At 48.1% G+C, this 12,804-nt stretch carries 10 protein-coding genes; 2 read left to right on the forward strand and 8 right to left on the reverse strand.

From position 1 onward, the window contains the following. The first annotated feature begins 18 nt into the window (after positions 1-18). Positions 19-672 (forward strand): CoA transferase subunit B, encoded by a 654-nt coding sequence (locus I5M27_RS12115; protein WP_200506493.1) that lies wholly within the window; start codon positions 19-21, stop codon positions 670-672. A gap of 85 nt (positions 673-757) precedes the next feature. Here I5M27_RS12115 and I5M27_RS12120 read toward each other — a convergent pair whose 3' ends face one another. Beyond that, positions 758-1,186 (reverse strand): DUF983 domain-containing protein, encoded by a 429-nt coding sequence (locus I5M27_RS12120; protein ID WP_234462514.1) that lies wholly within the window; start codon positions 1,184-1,186, stop codon positions 758-760. A 118-nt stretch (positions 1,187-1,304) separates the two neighbouring features. After that, entirely contained in the window at positions 1,305-3,194 is a 1,890-nt protein-coding gene (locus I5M27_RS12125; protein ID WP_200506494.1) for a pyruvate kinase, read from the reverse strand. 306 nt (positions 3,195-3,500) lie between these two features. Here I5M27_RS12125 and I5M27_RS12130 point away from each other — a divergent pair, with 306 nt between their 5' ends. Next, positions 3,501-5,063 (forward strand): bifunctional GNAT family N-acetyltransferase/carbon-nitrogen hydrolase family protein, encoded by a 1,563-nt coding sequence (locus I5M27_RS12130; protein ID WP_200506495.1) that lies wholly within the window; start codon positions 3,501-3,503, stop codon positions 5,061-5,063. Positions 5,064-5,174: 111 nt separating this feature from the next. On the opposite strand, the gene I5M27_RS12135 is transcribed toward I5M27_RS12130, so the two are convergent. The 6 genes from I5M27_RS12135 to I5M27_RS12160 form a co-directional block, all read right to left on the reverse strand. Then, positions 5,175-5,954: a hypothetical protein gene (locus tag I5M27_RS12135; protein ID WP_200506496.1), complete on the reverse strand. Its 780-nt coding sequence runs from the start codon at positions 5,952-5,954 to the stop codon at positions 5,175-5,177. Positions 5,955-6,015: 61 nt separating this feature from the next. Further along, on the reverse strand, positions 6,016-7,110 hold the full coding sequence (locus I5M27_RS12140; protein WP_200506497.1) for an endonuclease/exonuclease/phosphatase family protein: 1,095 nt from the start codon (positions 7,108-7,110) through the stop codon (positions 6,016-6,018). 90 nt (positions 7,111-7,200) lie between these two features. Continuing rightward, on the reverse strand, positions 7,201-8,322 hold the full coding sequence (locus I5M27_RS12145) for an AI-2E family transporter (RefSeq protein ID WP_200506498.1): 1,122 nt from the start codon (positions 8,320-8,322) through the stop codon (positions 7,201-7,203). A gap of 113 nt (positions 8,323-8,435) precedes the next feature. Next, positions 8,436-9,656, reverse strand: coding sequence for an OmpA family protein (locus tag I5M27_RS12150; protein WP_200506499.1), 1,221 nt, complete (start codon positions 9,654-9,656; stop codon positions 8,436-8,438). Between the two features lie 229 nt (positions 9,657-9,885). Beyond that, a complete protein-coding gene (gene preA / locus I5M27_RS12155; RefSeq protein ID WP_200506500.1) occupies positions 9,886-11,235 on the reverse strand; it encodes an NAD-dependent dihydropyrimidine dehydrogenase subunit PreA in 1,350 nt (449 codons plus the stop codon). Between the two features lie 107 nt (positions 11,236-11,342). Continuing rightward, positions 11,343-12,674, reverse strand: a complete 1,332-nt coding sequence (locus tag I5M27_RS12160; protein WP_200506501.1) for an NAD(P)-dependent oxidoreductase — start codon at positions 12,672-12,674, stop codon at positions 11,343-11,345. Positions 12,675-12,804 lie beyond the last annotated feature (130 nt).

Here is a 12,804-nt window from a genome sequence, read left to right on the forward strand (position 1 = left end):
CAAATTAGCACATTAGGTATGTTAGATAAACACGGCATTGCCAAGCGCATTGCAAAAGAAGTAAAGAACGGGATGTACGTTAACCTGGGGATCGGTATTCCGACGCTGGTAGCCAATTATATTCCCGAAGGCATTGAAGTGGTGCTGCAAAGCGAAAACGGTTTGCTGGGCATGGGGCCCTTCCCGACCGAAGCCGAAGTGGACGCCGATATGATCAATGCCGGTAAACAAACCATTACCACGCTGCCAGGTTCTTCCATTTTCTCTTCCGCCGATAGCTTTGGCATGATCCGCGGCGAGCACGTGGATCTGACCATTCTGGGCGCCATGGAAGTTTCGGAGAACGGAGACATTGCCAACTGGAAAATCCCGGGCAAAATGGTAAAAGGCATGGGCGGCGCCATGGACCTGGTGGCTTCGGCAAAGAACATCATCGTAGCCATGCAACATACTTCTAAAGATGGGCAGTCGAAGCTGTTAAAGTCTTGTACCTTGCCTTTAACCGGCCTGAAATGCGTGAAGAAAATTGTAACGGATCTGGCCGTTTTAGAAGTTACCGATAAAGGTTTTAAACTGCTTGAACGCGCGCCGGGCGTAAGCGTGGAAGACATACAAAAAGCAACCGAAGGCACGTTAATTATTGAAGGCGAAATTCCGGAAATCCAGTTATAAAACTCGCTGAAAAACGCTATGGTTTTAGCCCCAAAAAGTAAAGCCCCGAATTGCTTCGGAGCTTTACTTTTTGGGGCTTATGCTTTTAATATTGTGGCGGTTTGTTTGGTTTGAATTCGCGTTTTTTGATCTGGTTGCAAGGCCCTTCGTAATTCTCGAAAATATTGATCCAGATGGCACGGGAAAGCCGGAAAGTGATCGGCAGCAGCCCTACCACAATAAGCACGATCATGGTCATGATCATAGTCAGGGTTATTTCCTCTACAAAAAGGTTGAGTACAAAAAAAACCATCAGGAAAATAGCCGTACTAATACCGAAACTCACGTACATGGCGCCGTAATAAAAACCGGGCTCTTTTTCGTAGGCCAGGCCACAGCACGGGCAGCTCTCATACATGTCGGCAAAGTGTTTGGGGCTGTAAAGCGTGTTGGGCGGAAACAAATCGCCGTCGTGGCAACGCGGGCATTTTGAATTTAAAACGCTGTAAAATTTAGATGCTTTCCAATTGGCCATAGCAATTTTGTTAACCTGAATGATGCCGCAAAAGTACGATTCCTATACGCCAAATGCACGCAAATAAATAAAATAAACCCGCCTTTAAGGAATGGCAATAGTTTTCAGGCCCTATTTCCTAGCGTTTTCCACGGGCATTTTCTTCGGCAATTGGTTCTAATTCCGAAATCTGCAAATTGCGCAGCATCGACGTTTTTTTGTGCTGATGCAGCTGCATCAGCGCCAGGATCTCATCGAGCATCTGAATGGCCTGCACCACGTGCGGGCCTTTATTCAGCATCACGCAATCAGCCCGCTGGCTCATGGCAGCATCGGTAATTTCGGCCCGGGAAGGCCGCCCTTTTTTCGCCAGCGTTTCGAGCACCTGCGTGGCCCAGACTACCGGCATGTGCGCCGCTTCACAAAGCCACAGAATTTCTTCCTGCACTTCGGCCAGCCTTTCCCAGCCGCATTCCACCGCCAGGTCTCCGCGCGCAATCATAATACCGGCCGGGTAGCGGCGCATTACGGCAAGCAGCAAATGCGGCAGATTGCGGAACGCTTCCTTGGTTTCGATCTTGAGCATGATGCCCGTTTTAACGGCGCCATTTTTTTCCATGAGGTTTTGCAATTCCAAGACCGTATCCGGATGGTTCACAAAAGAAAGGTTTACAATATCGGCATGCTTCATTACAAACGGCAGATCCTGTTTGTCTTTCTCGGTAAGGTCGGTGAGGTTGAGCTTGCTGTCGGGCAGGTTAATGCCTTTGTTAGCGCGCAGTTTACTGCCTTTTTCGCTGGCAGCGGTAATTCTGATGAGCAACTGCCCGGCGCTTACCGTTTTTATTTCGCCGGTTATTTTCCCGTCATCGAACAAGATGGGCTGCCCCGCTTTTACCCGCGTAAATACTTCCGGCAAGGTGCAGGAAATATGCGCCGGTTTTATAATGTGCCCGCCGGCATCGAAGATAGCGGGTTCGCCGGGCAACGGCTCCTTATGCAGGATCAGGAAATTATCTTTTTTGAGCGTGATAGGTATTTCCATGGCTGGCAACTCGCCTACCTCCGCTTCACGTTGCGGCATATTTTTATTGTTTACCCGCATGGTAGTGCCGGTGCCAATGTAAGATGTCTTGAACAAATGAGCCACCACGCCGGCCGCTGTTTTCTTGACCACCGAAAGCCGGCGTTTGCGCCCCCGCGTATCGCGGAAATCCAACACGTCGCCGATCTGCAATTGCTTTACCCAGGCGCTGCTAAACGGCAAACGGGAATCTACCCGGAAGTTCGGTTCCTTGCCGGCCGCCGATAACCAGACATTGGCCGGCGAAACGACCTGCCCCTGTTCGTCGCGGATCGGGTGGATGGAAATTAATTTCGGGCCGGGTTTTAAGGGGCCGGTGCGCAGCTTGGGTCCCATCAGATCCATGAGGACCTTACAGGGCAGGTTCAGTTCTTTTTCGGCGCGTTTTATATTTTTGATCATTTCCAGCCACACCTTTTCATCGTCGTGCGCGCAGTTAATGCGGGCGCAATTCATGCCTGCCAGCATCATGCGGCATAAAAGGTCATAATCAGAAGCCAGTTCGGTGGGAATGGTAACCATGATACGGGCATTCCGGTTAGCGGGCGCGGTGCCGAGCAAGGCATGGGTGTTGGCTTGAAGCAGTTCGTTGCTTTCAGAAAAAGTAATAGCGGGCTCCTTGCTGGCAGGTTGGGAATCCAGGGAAATTCCGAGTTGCTTCTGCACGGCAAATAAACTGGCTAAAACGTGGCCTTCGGTGCGGCCGAGGGAGGAAAGCCCTTTCTCAGCCAAAGCGGCCTGCAGCGTTCTGATATCGTGCTGCCGCAGTGCCAGGTAGTGCAACAGGTTGCGCGCGCTTAGCCGGAAATCTTTATTTACTTCTTTTATAGCCGGCGTAAATCTTTCTTCCATGGTCAGAGCCGCCTGGATCAAAACCTCCAGTTCGGCTACCTGGGTTATCAATACTTTTTTATTACTGGCATTCGAAGCTTTATTACTTTGCATACGGATTCCTTTAAGGTTATTAGGTGGTAGAACAAGCCGGTATTCGGGGGCCGGGCTGAAGGCGGTGGGTGGAAAGCGCGGGGCAGGCGGCTGTTTATCTTGTATAAGATTCAGATGGGGCTTTTGTTTACCTAAGCGGAAGGAAACAATCTTTTCTAACCTTTTTTTATTGTAAATTCACCCAAAAATCAGCGCTGTTTTCCGGCGGTTTTACCCTAATTTACGTTCATATTATTTTTAACGCCTATTACGGGTTTCCCTAAAACCAGCTTATTGCTAAGCTAACCCTTTTTTTATTAAAACGCTATGCCTACGAACAAGAAAAGTGAGCCAAATATCTCGGAGCACAAACTTATCTTAAGAACTCTGCGCCTTTCCGATTATAAAGCAATTAAAGAAATAATGGATATGGTTTATTCCAACCTGGGCGGCTCCTGGACCCAGAAGGAATTTTCGGCGCTGCTCAAGCATTTCCCCGAAGGCCAGATCTGTATTGAAGACAAAGGAAAAGTAATTGCCGGCGCTTTATCGGTGATCGTTAAATATTCCGATTACGGCGACAAACATACCTACGAACAAATCATCGGGAAAGGCAAATTCGATACCCACAATCCTGACGGCGACACGCTTTACGGCGTAGATATTTTTGTGCATCCCGAGTACCGCAATTTGCGCCTGGGCCGCCGCTTGTACGATGCCCGGAAAGAGATCTGCGAAAACCTGAACCTGCGCGGCATTATAGCTGGCGGCCGCATTCCCGGTTACCTCGAACACGCCGACAGACTTACCCCGCGCCAGTACATCGAGCAGGTCCGCAACAAAGAAATATTCGATCCGATCCTCAGCTTCCAGCTCAGCAACGACTTTCACGTGCGTAAAATTCTGAAAGGCTATTTGCCGCAGGATAAAGAGTCGAAAGCCTATGCTACCTTGCTGGAATGGATTAACGTGTATTATGAAGAAAAAGAAGTAATTGTTGGCGGCAACAAACGCGTGGTGCGCATCGGCATTGTGCAGTGGCAGATGCGCAGCGTAACTTCTCTGGAAGACATGATGCAGCAGATCGAATTTTTCGTGGACACGGTAAGTTCTTATAAAGCCGATATTGTGATGTTCCCGGAATTTTTCAACGCCCCGCTCATGGCGCTTTCCGACGAGAAAACGTCATCGGCGGCCATCCGCGCTTTAGCCGATTACACGCAGGAAGTGCGGGAGCAAATGATCCACCTGGCGCTGAGCTACAACATCAATATTATTGCGGGCAGCATGCCGGAATATTACGACAATAAACTCTTTAACGTAAGTTACTTATGTCGTCGCGACGGTACTTACGACAAACAATACAAACTGCACGTAACCCCCGACGAACAAGCGCACTGGGGCATGCGCGGCGGCCAGAAACTAAAGGTTTTCGATACGGATATCGGCAAGATCGGCATCCTGATCTGCTACGATGTGGAGTTCCCGGAACTGTCGCGTTTGCTTTCGGATATGGATATGAAGATCCTGTTTGTACCGTACTGGACCGATACCAAAAATGCGTATCTGCGGGTTAGAAGGTGTGCCCAGGCGCGGGCCATTGAAAACGAATGTTACGTGGCCATTACCGGCAGCGTAGGCAATATTCCACGCATCGAAAACATGGATATTCAGTATTCGCAGTCAGCCGTTTTTTCGCCTTCGGATTTTGCTTTCCCGCACGATGCTACCATTGCCGAAGCCACGCCGAATACCGAAATGACGCTGATCGCGGACCTGGACCTGGACTTGCTGAAAGACCTGAACACTACAGGCAGCGTGCGTAATTTATTCCAGCGCCGTAAAGACCTTTACAACGTGAACTGGATCCTGCGCGAGCCGCCGCTTTAATACTTGGGAATAAAATTCAAACCAAATAAAAAAGCCTTCTGTTTTATAGCAGAAGGCTTTACTTTTTTACTGCAAAACCATAGCGTTTTTACAGGCATTGACACCAGGGTGTTAGTCTTCTACCTCTACAAGTCTTACCTTTTCTGCCGGCAGTTTTTCTAAGGTATGGATAGCACGGTTCCGGTGGTTGGCACCCAGTAAAACCAGGATGCGTTTCCCCGGATTGTTCTGCACAAGCTTTACAATATTTTCAGTAATGATCTCGTCGCGACGGCGGTTAAATTGAGTATACGTTTCGTAGCGCGTACCTTTTACGGCTTCATCTAAAACCTCGTAAAATGTGCGGGTAATGTCATCGTATTGCCCGTTATTCAGAATGGCGGGCGAAGCGGTTTTTGCCAGTTCAACTTGTTGTTTTGAAAGTTCGGCAAGGGGTATAAGTCTGGGCTGAAGCAGGGAATCGCGGTTCATTTCGCGTTCCAGTTTTTTTATTTTTCCCAGCTCCGTTTGCTCATTTTTAAAAACATCCGCAGGCATTTTTTTGCCGCGCATTTCTTCACCATACCAATCCAGGCCCCGCACTTTCTCCCGCGGAAAATCTTTTAAAACCTGCCGCATTTCCAGCGGATAAAACTGCTTTAAATAGGTAGTATCTTCCTGCAGATCTTCCGGCCGGATTTCGATAGCAATAATATCCGGACCGAACTTTTGAATTTGCTGCGTGACTTTCGCGTAGGGGTAATTGGGGTTGCTTAAATGGAATTTGTGAACCGTGGCCAGAACCTGTACTTCGGCCGGCAATGCAGCTTGTTCAACGGGTTTTTCAACAGAACGGCAACCGGTAGTGGCAAGCAGCAAAAACAGCCCGAAAACCTTTACTTTTTGAAGCATTTAGAATAGCGTTTTTTTCAAAAGTAGCAGAAAATAATGAAAAATTACGCTTCCTTTTTTATCAGGAAAGGCTGCCTTTTTCCGCTTTCATGGTCTCGGCTTTCTCTACTTTTTCAGCGGCTTCTTTTTTATCCTGGGCATCAGCTACCGGTTTTTCCTGTTCGTTTTGAGTTTCGGGTTCATAGCTAAGCGTAATGCAGATCGGAAAATGATCGGACCCGATTTTCTCCATCCTTCTGAGCGACACAATCTTGAAATCGCGGGTATGAAAAACGTGGTCTAAGGGCCAGCGAAGCAACAGGTAAAATGCATTGAAGGTAGCATACAAGCCCCGGCCGATGCGCGGATCTAAAAGCCCGCTGTTTTTCCGGAATAATTTGGAAGTATGCGACCAGGCCACATCGTTCATATCGCCGGCTACAATGGTGGGGCCCGGGTGGTCTTTCACATTTAAACCAACCACGATCAGCTCCGCATCGCGGGGCACAGACGTTTCGGCTTCCTGCGGGGCAGGCGGGCGCGGATGCAAGCCATGAAAGGTAACCGGCGCACCGGAAGGCATTTCAATAATGGTATGCACTGAAGGAACATCAGGCTCTAGCAAAAACCTGATCTCCGGGTTAATAAGTTTCAGCCGCGAATAGAACAGCATGCCGTAGGTATTGGAAAGCGGCATAAAAAGGGTGTATGTGTAATCCTTCTCCAGCTCTTCCAGATGATCTTTCCATAGCTGATCGGTTTCCACGGCCAGAATCACGTCCGGATCAGCTTTGCGCAGCATATCCAGGCAGGCCTGGTAGTTGCGGTTGGTTTCCAGCACATTGGTTACCACAATACGGATCCGGTCTTGCTCGCTTTCCGGCAGCCGGGTATCGAGCACCGTTTTTTTGTAAAAAGGCGTGTAGGGAAAAATGCGCCACGACTGGTAAACAATGCAGATCAGCAGCGAAATTTCCAGTAATAGCGCCAGCGTGCCTTTACCATGGTTAAACAAATAAAAGCCTAACAGGGCGATTATTCCGGCTGCAATGATCTGCAAACGCGGAAAATCAAACATCCTGATCCACCAGTATTCTTTTGGCGAAAGAGGAATCAGGGTGGCTAAAATGGTAACCACCGCAAAAAACAGGAAAATATAGGAGGCAAATTCAGTCATTGCTTTCGCGAAAACTTTAGTGTTAACTTGTTACCCAAAATATGGTTGGCTTACAAGGCAGATCTGAGTTTTTATTGAAGTTTGGCTGGCTTAATTGTCCGGAGAATTTATCAGAATGATGCCGTCGCTTTTCAGGGCCGTGGCTTTCACCATTGCTTCCTGGGGAATAGTATCGCCCAGGAGCATTCCCCAGGGTTTAAGCGGCGCTACCCGATCGAAAATGATCTTTAAAATAGCTACCGCCGGAATGGAAAGGAACATGCCGGACACGCCCCATAAAGCCCCGCCTGCCAATACCGCCAGAATAGAAACCAAGGCATTGATCCGCACTTTTCCGGCTACCACTTTCGGCACGATCACATTATTATCCAGGAACTGGATCACGGAATACGCCCCGATAATGGCCAAAGGATAAAACAAACCATCTTTGGTAACCAGCGCAATGAGCACCGGCAAGGCAATGGCAACAATGCCGCCCAGGTAAGGTACCAGGTTTAAAATTGCGCCTAAAACACCCAGCAAAACTGCATATTCAATGCCCAGCATGAGCAAGGCCATGGTGTTCAAAAAAGCCACGATCACGGTTTCGAAAAGTAGCCCCACAATGTAATTCTGAATAACAGTTTTTATTTCGTGCAGAATATCGCTTACTTTTATACTATTAGCTGCCGAAAAGACCTCGATCACAAAATAAACCAGCAGGTTCCGGTATAGCAGCAGCAGGAAAACATAAATGGGTACCAGCGTAATAATTACCAGCAGATCGGTTAGGTAGGAAAAAGTTCCGCTTACCAGCCCGCCCCCGCCACTCAGCATATTGCTGCTGAAGCGGTTAAAATATTCTTTTTGCTTGGTTTCGCTCAGGTTAAATGCTTTGGTAAGCCATACCTGAATGCTGTGCAAATGCTCCATTAATTTCACCTTGAGTTGCGGCAGTGCTTCGGTAAATTGCCCCATCTGGAAGGTGATGAAAAAAGCCAGGCCCACCACAATGGCAATTGCCAGCAGCACGGTTAAGGTAATGGCCAGCAACTTCGGAATCCGGAGGCTTTCCAGGAACCGGAGCACAGGGTTGAGCAGCACGGCCAGCAACACTGCAAAAGCCAGGGGCACCAGAATATCGCGGCCCATGAATAACGCCAGCGTAAGCAGGGTTAACCCCAATAAAATAACAGTAGATTTTGCGTAAAAAGGAATAACGCGCTCGGGCATATCGTTCGGAAAAAAAGCTTGATCCGGTAATGGATCGTTGAATTCAGCAATTATTTCCCTTACGGATATAGCAAAATTTAGATATAAAACGCTAGGCTTTTAAACAAAAAAACTCAGGGCAGGATCTCGAATTCCACACGCCGGTTTTGTTGTTTTCCTTCCTCGGTTTCGTTTGTAGCCACAGGCTGCGTTTCGCCAAAGCCTTTGGTTTTGATCCGTTTTTCGGCTATTCCTTTCCGGATCAGGTAAAATTTAACAGCCTTGGCCCGGTTTTCAGAAAGCGTCTGGTTGTAATCGGGCAGGTTGGTAATGTCGGTGTGGCCGTTAATCTGGATAGAAACGGTAGGGTTTTCAGTTAAAAAACCATACAATTTATCCAGCTCGGGGAAAGAAGCGGGCAGCAAAACAGACTTGTCGGGCTGGAAGAAGATCTTGTTCAGCCGGATGGTTTTCTTAGCCGTTACCTCCCCGAAGTATTCCGATCTTTTGGCAATTACTTCCGGATTTTTGGGGGCTACCGGTTCCGGATTTTTTACTTCTGCCGGTTCGGGCTGTTGGGCAATAATTTCCGGTTTCCGGTCACCTACTTTAACAAGGCTGATATCGTCGATGTAGTAATAAGCAAACCCTTCATCCGATTCTTTCCCGAAGGAAAGGATTTTCTCTTTCGCAGTCTTTTTCCGGGGTGTAAAACCGGCAGCTGGCACTACTTTTAACCGGGGCACTTTATCGTAAGCCTGAAAATTGCCGATGGTAAGCGTGGTTTCACCACCGGCAGCCTTAAATTGTCCGGAGATTTTAGTCCAGTTATCCCGGTCGGTAATGATATTCTCCGGGGCAAGTTCTACCTGAGGCTTAGCCATTAAAAAACCGTTCTGTAGCAGCAAAGGTGCACGCTGGCTTACAAAAAAACCAATTCCGCTGGTTGCCAGTTCGCTATATTCTGCCAGACTCACGTAAAATTCCGCTTCATACAATGCATCTTTTTCAAGCGGCTCAGCCAGGCGAACCATAATAAATTCGCGGTAATCTTCTGAACCGGCCCGCAAAATAGAAATTCCGCCATAGGCTTCGCCGGTACGGGGTTCCTGGTGACCAGTATAATTTATAGAAGGTTTCAGTTCGTAAGAGCGTGACTTTTTATGAAAAAGATCTGCCGGCACGCCCCTGCCGGCAGCGGTTGAAGACCAAGGTTGGGCTAAGTAAAAATGGCCTCTTTCCAGCGGAAGAGCAGCAACATCTTCAAAACTACCATTCGGGATCAGATTTTCCTGTGAAAACGCTATGGTTTGAAAGCTAAAAAGGGCTAATCCGGCCAGTAAAAACTTCTTCATATTAATTTCTATTGCACATGAAACGTGCCAAAGCCGGTTTTATTGAATGAGAGAATGATTGAATAATGCACTTCGTGAATCAGAGCATGTTAGGATTCTTGATTGAGTGAATGATGGAATATTAGGACTGGCGCTACCTGGCGCAAGTGTGAAGCACCAGAAATAATTCTCTAATTCAGTAATTTACGATTCACTAACTCTATCATTCAATCATTCTCTCATTCAAAAATCAAACTTTCGCCTCGTAATGCAGCGGCCGTTTGGTTACGAAAGCCTGCTCGGTTGGGTTGGCGTGGTGCAGCAAACCGCCGGCTCTAGGGTCATTGAAATCAGTGGGAATATCGCCGGCTGCGGTCATTTGCTTCCAGGTAAGGTGCTGACTGCCATCATCTACGCGCTCCATGGTAATGCAGCCTTCCGAAGGACAAACCAGCGAGCATAAATTACAGCCCACGCAGTTTTCCTTAATGATGTACGGAATCCGGGAACCTTCGCGCAAACCGATTGCCTGATGCGCGCCGTCCTCGCAGGCAGTATAGCAAAGCTGGCACTCAATGCATTTTTCTTCGTGAATTTCAGCTTTTACTTCGTATTTCAGGTTCAGATTTTCCCAGGAAGTTACGTTTGGCACGGCTTTGCCCACGATCTCGTTTACGCTCGCAAAACCTTTCTCATCGAGGTAATTATTCAGGCCCGAAGTCAGCTCCCGGATAATGCCAAAACCGTAATGCATTACCGCCGTGGCGATCTGCACCGACCCCGAACCCAGCAGCATAAATTCCACCGCATCGCGCCAGGTTTCTATGCCGCCAATGCCGGAAATGGGTAAGTTAAATCCGGGAATCTGCGCGCAGTTCTTCACCATATTCAAGGCGACCGGTTTTACCGCCGGACCGCAGTAACCGCCGTTCGTACTTTTACCATCTACAATGGGATAAGGCACAAAATTATCAATATCTACGCCCACTAAACTCTGAATGGTATTGATAAGCGAAATCGCGTTGGCGCCGCCCGCTTTGGCCGCAATGGCCGGCTGCGTTATATCCGTAATGTTCGGGGTAAGTTTTACGATGACTGGTATTTTAGCCACTTCCATCACCCATTCCACAATGGTCTGCAATACCTTCGGCTCCTGCCCTACCGCCGAACCCATGCCCCGCTCGCACATGCCATGCGGGCACCCAAAGTTCAGCTCAATCCCGTCAGCCCCCGCATTTTCTACGTCGCGCACAATTCTATGCCATTCTTCCCGCGTCTGAAACATGAGCGAAGCAATTACAGCACTGTCGGTAAAGCGCTTTTTCACTTCTTCAATTTCGCGCAGGTTATCCGCTACCGGCCGGTCAGAAATCAGCTCGATGTTGTTGAAACCGACCATGCGTTTATCCTTATAATTCACGCTACCGTAGCGGCTCGACGTATTGATTACCGGTACCGCCAGCGTTTTCCAGACCGCCCCGCCCCAACCGGCATCAAACGCTTTCATGACCTGGTAACCGGTATTGGTAGGCGGCGCGGAAGCCAGCCAAAACGGGTTCGGAGATTTTATACCGGCGAAATTAATGGAAAGATCGGCCATGGTTTTTATATATTAGTAGTTAGACACGAGTAGCAAGACTTTTAAAAAGCATGCTTAACCTGGTCAATTTATATTTAATTTTCTTTATACTTTTTCAGTTTAAAACGCTATCGTTTTTCGGTTAAAAACTGGTGAATGCCTTTTGCGGCACGCTTGCCTTCGTTGGCCGCATTTACTACTTCCATTCCGCCGTTAGCGGCATCGCCGCCGGCGAAATATTTCGGTTTAGTGGTCTGGAAAGTAGCTTCGTTTATTTTAATGGTGCCGTTGGAAGCGAGTTCTAATCCGGAAATTTGGTGCAACAGATTGCGTTGTTTTTCCTGGCCAGTCGCTTTAATAACCATGTCGCAGGGCAAAATAAATTCGCTGCCGGGAATGGTTGAAATTTTGCCGTTCAACGTTTCGGTGCGGATGAATTTTACGCCGGCTACTTTATCGGTTCCTAGGATTTCCAGGGGCTGCACGTTGAATATTCCTTTGACGCCGGCATGTTTGGCTAATTCATATTCAAAGGCGTAAGCACCCATTTCGGTTTGGTCACGACGGTATGCTAAAACTACTTCTTCGGCTCCCATCCGGGCACTTTCCGAAGCGGCATCCATGGCCGTATTACCGCCGCCGAGCACAATTACTTTTTCGCCGACTTTTATTTCTGCATGATTAAGCCGCAATTGTTCGATAAATTCTACCGCGCCTAAACAGTTTTCCAGATTTTCGCCGGGCATTTGCAAGCTTGCCGTTTTTCCTAAACCCACGCCAATAAAGACGGCATCAAATTCGGTTTCCAGTTTTTGCAGGTCTTCGGCGGTTTCAATTTTAGAGTTGTATTTTATTTCAAAACCGAATTGCTTTTGCAGAAAATCCATTTCGGCCAGCACTTCTTCGTTGGTGATTTTATATGGCGCCACGCCGTGCACGGTTAAGCCCGAAGGCAGACTTTTAGCCTCGAAAACGGTAGCGTTATAGCCCGAAAAACTCAGCTCGCAGGCGCAGCTTATTCCCGCCGGCCCGGCTCCAATAATCGCCACTTTTTTGCCGTTTTTCGGTAGCGTTTTGTAAAGCGGTTTTCCGGTTTTAAGGACTTTATCCGTAGCGAAATTCTGCAACCTGCCGATCTCGATGGCTTTTACGCCCTGGTTGGTATACACGCAGGCGCCTTCGCACAAAACTTCCGTAGGGCAGACTTTGCCGCAGGCATTACCGAAATAATTGGAATCGTAAATGGTTTTGGCCGCACCGCTTGCATTACCGGAATTTATCTGCCTGATAAACAACGGAATATCGATACTTGTGGGACAGGCATTTACGCAGGGCGCATCGTAGCAGAAAAGGCAGCGGCCGCTTTCGTAATACGCTTCGTTGGCATTCATGAGCGGTTTAATCTGCGCAAAATTCGCCTCAAAATCTGCTTCCGTTGCCGGGGTTTTATATTCAGCCATTTTTTGAATGGTTAATTGCTGATAGTTGGTTGTTTTCTGGATTCTTAAACAAAGTCATTCTGAGCCTGTAGAAGAAACTAACTGGTACTATTATGGAATTTCAGCGTAGCGAAAAATTGCTTACAGGTTC

The sequence above is a fragment of the Adhaeribacter terrigena genome, from assembly GCF_016623615.1.
GTDB lineage: Bacteria > Bacteroidota > Bacteroidia > Cytophagales > Hymenobacteraceae > Adhaeribacter_A > Adhaeribacter_A terrigena.

Excerpts from the sequence above, each read along its gene's own strand:
- I5M27_RS12140 (WP_200506497.1), bottom strand. The coding sequence starts at position 7,110 with ATGACTGAATTTGCCTCCTATATTTTCCTGTTTTTTGCGGTGGTTACC.
- I5M27_RS12145 (WP_200506498.1), bottom strand. The coding sequence starts at position 8,322 with ATGCCCGAGCGCGTTATTCCTTTTTACGCAAAATCTACTGTTATTTTA.
- I5M27_RS12150 (WP_200506499.1), bottom strand. The coding sequence starts at position 9,656 with ATGAAGAAGTTTTTACTGGCCGGATTAGCCCTTTTTAGCTTTCAAACC.
- preA (WP_200506500.1), bottom strand. The coding sequence starts at position 11,235 with ATGGCCGATCTTTCCATTAATTTCGCCGGTATAAAATCTCCGAACCCG.
- I5M27_RS12135 (WP_200506496.1), bottom strand. The coding sequence starts at position 5,954 with ATGCTTCAAAAAGTAAAGGTTTTCGGGCTGTTTTTGCTGCTTGCCACT.
- I5M27_RS12160 (WP_200506501.1), bottom strand. The coding sequence starts at position 12,674 with ATGGCTGAATATAAAACCCCGGCAACGGAAGCAGATTTTGAGGCGAAT.
- I5M27_RS12125 (WP_200506494.1), bottom strand. The coding sequence starts at position 3,194 with ATGCAAAGTAATAAAGCTTCGAATGCCAGTAATAAAAAAGTATTGATA.
- I5M27_RS12115 (WP_200506493.1), top strand. The coding sequence starts at position 19 with ATGTTAGATAAACACGGCATTGCCAAGCGCATTGCAAAAGAAGTAAAG.
- I5M27_RS12130 (WP_200506495.1), top strand. The coding sequence starts at position 3,501 with ATGCCTACGAACAAGAAAAGTGAGCCAAATATCTCGGAGCACAAACTT.
- I5M27_RS12120 (WP_234462514.1), bottom strand. The coding sequence starts at position 1,186 with ATGGCCAATTGGAAAGCATCTAAATTTTACAGCGTTTTAAATTCAAAA.